This window comes from Streptomyces cahuitamycinicus (genome assembly GCF_002891435.1).
Taxonomy (GTDB): domain Bacteria; phylum Actinomycetota; class Actinomycetes; order Streptomycetales; family Streptomycetaceae; genus Streptomyces; species Streptomyces cahuitamycinicus.
This window is the reverse complement of record NZ_POUC01000606.1, coordinates 1-3,606: the sequence shown is the minus strand read 5'-3', so window position 1 is coordinate 3,606 and position 3,606 is coordinate 1. Positions and strand designations below refer to the sequence as shown.

Annotated in this window: 3 protein-coding genes and 1 pseudogene; all 4 read left to right on the top strand. The window is 66.6% G+C overall.

Going from position 1 to position 3,606, the window contains the following annotated elements; translation table 11 throughout:
• Nucleotides 1–55: 55 nt before the first annotated feature.
• Nucleotides 56–1,504, top strand: a complete 1,449-nt coding sequence (gene glmU / locus C1J00_RS40165) for a bifunctional UDP-N-acetylglucosamine diphosphorylase/glucosamine-1-phosphate N-acetyltransferase GlmU (RefSeq protein WP_102913788.1) — start codon at nt 56–58, stop codon at nt 1,502–1,504.
• Between the two features lie 134 nt (nt 1,505–1,638).
• Nucleotides 1,639–2,619 carry a ribose-phosphate diphosphokinase gene (locus C1J00_RS40160; RefSeq protein WP_102913787.1) on the top strand — a complete coding sequence of 327 codons (981 nt, stop codon included), beginning with the start codon at nt 1,639–1,641 and terminating at the stop codon, nt 2,617–2,619.
• 184 nt (nt 2,620–2,803) lie between these two features.
• Nucleotides 2,804–3,400: a 50S ribosomal protein L25/general stress protein Ctc gene (locus C1J00_RS40155; protein WP_102913786.1), complete on the top strand. Its 597-nt coding sequence runs from the start codon at nt 2,804–2,806 to the stop codon at nt 3,398–3,400.
• 69 nt (nt 3,401–3,469) lie between these two features.
• Nucleotides 3,470–3,606: pseudogene (locus C1J00_RS40150) on the top strand (aminoacyl-tRNA hydrolase); the annotation flags it as partial.

The window sequence follows — 3,606 nt, the reverse complement described above, 5'->3', positions numbered from 1 at the left end:
CCCCCCGGTATCCTGCGGATGTCACCCCACCCCATCCACAGCCGAAGGGCATCCCGTGAGCGCCAACCGCCCGGCAGCCGTCGTCGTTCTCGCAGCGGGTGAGGGCACCCGTATGAAGTCGGCAACACCCAAGGTCCTGCACGAGCTCTGCGGCCGCAGTCTGGTCGGGCATGTGCTCGCCGCCGCCGGCGAGCTGCAGCCCGAGCACCTGGTCGTCGTGGTCGGCCATGCCCGTGAGAAGGTCACCGCGCATCTCGGTGAGATCGCGCCCGACGTCCGTACCGCCGTACAGGCGGAGCAGAATGGCACGGGGCATGCCGTGCGGATGGGGCTGGAGGAGCTGGGCGGGTCCGTCGAGGGGACCGTCGTGGTCGTGTGCGGGGATACTCCCCTGTTGACCGGCGCCACATTGCGGGCCCTCGCCGAGACGCATTCCGCGGACGGCAACGCGGTCACCGTGCTGACCGCCGAGGTGCCGGACGCGACGGGGTACGGGCGGATCGTGCGGGACGACGCCTCGGGTGCCGTCACCGCCATCGTGGAGCACAAGGACGCCACCGATGCCCAGCGGTCGATCCGTGAGATCAATTCGGGTGTGTTCGCGTTCGACGGGGCGTTGCTGGCGGACGCGCTGAAGAAGGTGCGGACGGACAACAGCCAGGGCGAGGAGTACCTGACGGATGTGCTCGGGATCCTGCGTGAGGCGGGGCACCGGGTGGGGGCGTCGGTGGCCGGCGACCACCGTGAGATCGCGGGGATCAACAATCGTGTGCAGCTGTCCGAGGCCCGGCGGATTCTGAACGACCGGCTGCTGACCGAGGCGATGCTCGCGGGTGTGACCGTGGTCGATCCGGCGACGACCTTCGTCGACGTCACCGTTACGTTCGAGCAGGACGCCGTCGTTCATCCGGGCACCCAGCTGCTGGGCGTGACGCATCTGGCGGAGGGTGCGGAGGTCGGGCCGAACTGCCGGCTGACCGACACGCGTGTGGGTGCGGGTGCGCGGGTGGACAACACGGTGGCCATGGGCGCCGAGGTCGGTGCGGAGGCGAGTGTGGGGCCGTTCGCGTATCTGCGTCCGGGGACGCGGCTCGGTGCGAAGGGCAAGATCGGTACGTACGTGGAGACGAAGAACGCGTCGATCGGTGAGGGGACGAAGGTGCCTCACCTGTCGTATGTGGGTGACGCGACGATCGGGGAGCAGACCAACATCGGTGCCGCGAGCGTGTTCGTGAATTACGACGGGCAGGACAAGCACCACACGACGATCGGTTCGCACTGTCGGACGGGCTCGGACAACATGTTTGTGGCGCCTGTCACGGTGGGGGACGGTGCGTACACCGCTGCGGGGTCTGTGATCACGAAGGATGTGCCGGCCGGTTCGCTGGCCGTGGCCCGTGGTCAGCAGCGGAATATCGAGGGTTGGGTGGCTCGTAAGCGTCCGGGGAGCGCGGCCGCGAAGGCGGCGGAGGCGGCTTCCCGGGAGTCGGCCGGCGAGGGCTGACCGGAAACCGATGCCTTGAACACGGCGTACGGTGATAAGTGCACACCCGCACCCCACCAGCTGAGACGGCCTCCGGCAAGCCGGCTGCGAGGTCTCTCGCCCCCCAGCTGCGACACCTCTGAGGAGACAGTGCTGTGACCGGGATCAAGACGACCGGCGAGAAGAAGTTGATGTTCTTCTCCGGCCGCGCCCACCCCGAGCTTGCGGAGGAGGTCGCCCAACAGCTGGGTGTCGGGGTTGTCCCGACGAAGGCCTTCGACTTCGCCAACGGTGAGATCTATGTGCGTTATCAGGAGTCGGCGCGTGGTGCCGATTGTTTCCTGATCCAGAGCCATACGGCTCCGATCAACAAGTGGATCATGGAGCAGTTGATCATGATCGACGCGTTGAAGCGTGCGTCGGCCCGCTCCATCACGGTCATCGTGCCGTTCTACGGTTACGCGCGGCAGGACAAGAAGCATCGTGGGCGTGAACCGATTTCGGCGCGTCTGATCGCGGACATGATGAAGACCGCGGGTGCGGACCGGATCCTGACCGTGGATCTGCACACGGATCAGATTCAGGGGTTCTTCGATGGTCCGGTGGATCATCTGTTCGCGCTGCCGCTGCTGGCGGATTATGTGGGCCGGAAGGTGGGCCGGGAGAAGCTGACGGTGGTGTCGCCGGACGCGGGCCGGGTGCGGGTCGCGGATCGCTGGTGCGACCGGCTGGGTGCGCCGCTGGCGATCGTGCACAAGCGGCGGGACAAGGACGTCGCGAATCAGGTCACCGTCCACGAGGTCGTGGGTGAGGTGAAGGGTCGCGTGTGTGTCCTGGTGGACGACATGATCGACACGGGTGGGACGATCTGTGCCGCGGCGGACGCGTTGTTCGCGCATGGTGCGGAGGATGTGATCGTGACGGCGACGCACGGTGTGCTGTCTGGTCCGGCGAGCGATCGTCTGAAGAACTCGCGGGTGAGTGAGTTCGTGTTCACGAACACGCTGCCGACGCCGGGTGAGCTGAGCGGTGACATGGACAAGATCTCGGTGCTGTCGATCGCGCCGACGATTGCGCGGGCGGTGCGTGAGGTGTTCGAGGACGGTTCGGTGACGAGTCTGTTCGACGAGCAGTAGGCGTCGGGTGGTGCTTGCGTAGATCCTTTTGGGTGCGGCCTCCCCTTCCGAGTAGACTGCTGAAGTTGCTCGGCGAGGGAGGCCGTTCCCGTTTGGGGTTGCGGTTGTCCGTTATCGACGCGCTCTTCGTAGCAGGCCGTTCGTGGCCGGGTGACCACGTCCGTTCTGATTTCGAGGAGTGATTATGTCCGAGGTGAAGATCTCCGCCGCGACGCGCACCGAGTTCGGCAAGGGTGCCGCGCGCCGTATTCGTCGTGAAGCCAAGGTTCCGGGTGTTCTGTATGGGCACGGTTCGGACCCGCTGCACCTGACCCTTCCGGGTCACGACCTGCTGATGGCGCTGCGTACGCCGAACGTTCTGATCGCGCTGGACATCGACGGCAAGTCGAACGAGCTGGCGATTCCGAAGTCGGTGCAGCGTGACCCGCTGAAGGGTTTCCTGGAGCACGTGGACCTGCAGCTGGTGAAGCGGGGCGAGCAGGTCAACGTCGACATCTACGTGCACACCGAGGGTGAGCTGGCTCCGGGTGGCAACCTGCTGGAGCACGTGCTGAACGCGCTGCCGGTCGTGGCCGAGGCCACGCACATCCCGGAGTCCGTGACCGTGTCCGTCGAGGGTCTGACGGCCGGTGACTCGATCCTGGCCAAGGACATCACGTTGCCCAAGGGCACGACGCTGGCCGTCGAGGAGGACACCGTCGTCCTTCAGGTTCTGGCCGCGCAGGCCGAGGAGGCCGCTGAGGGTGAGGAGTCCGGGGGCGAAGAGGCCGCCCAGGCCTGATCCTCTGCGTCGTCGTTTCGTCGGCCGCTGTTCCCGTGCGGGGCAGCGGCCGACGCGTATGAAGGAGACATGGACGTGACGACCGATGCCGCCGCTCCTTGGCTGATCGTGGGGCTGGGCAATCCGGGGCCGGAGTACGCGGGTAACCGGCACAACGTGGGTTTCATGGTGGCGGATCTGCTGGCGGACCGGGTCGGGGGGAGGTT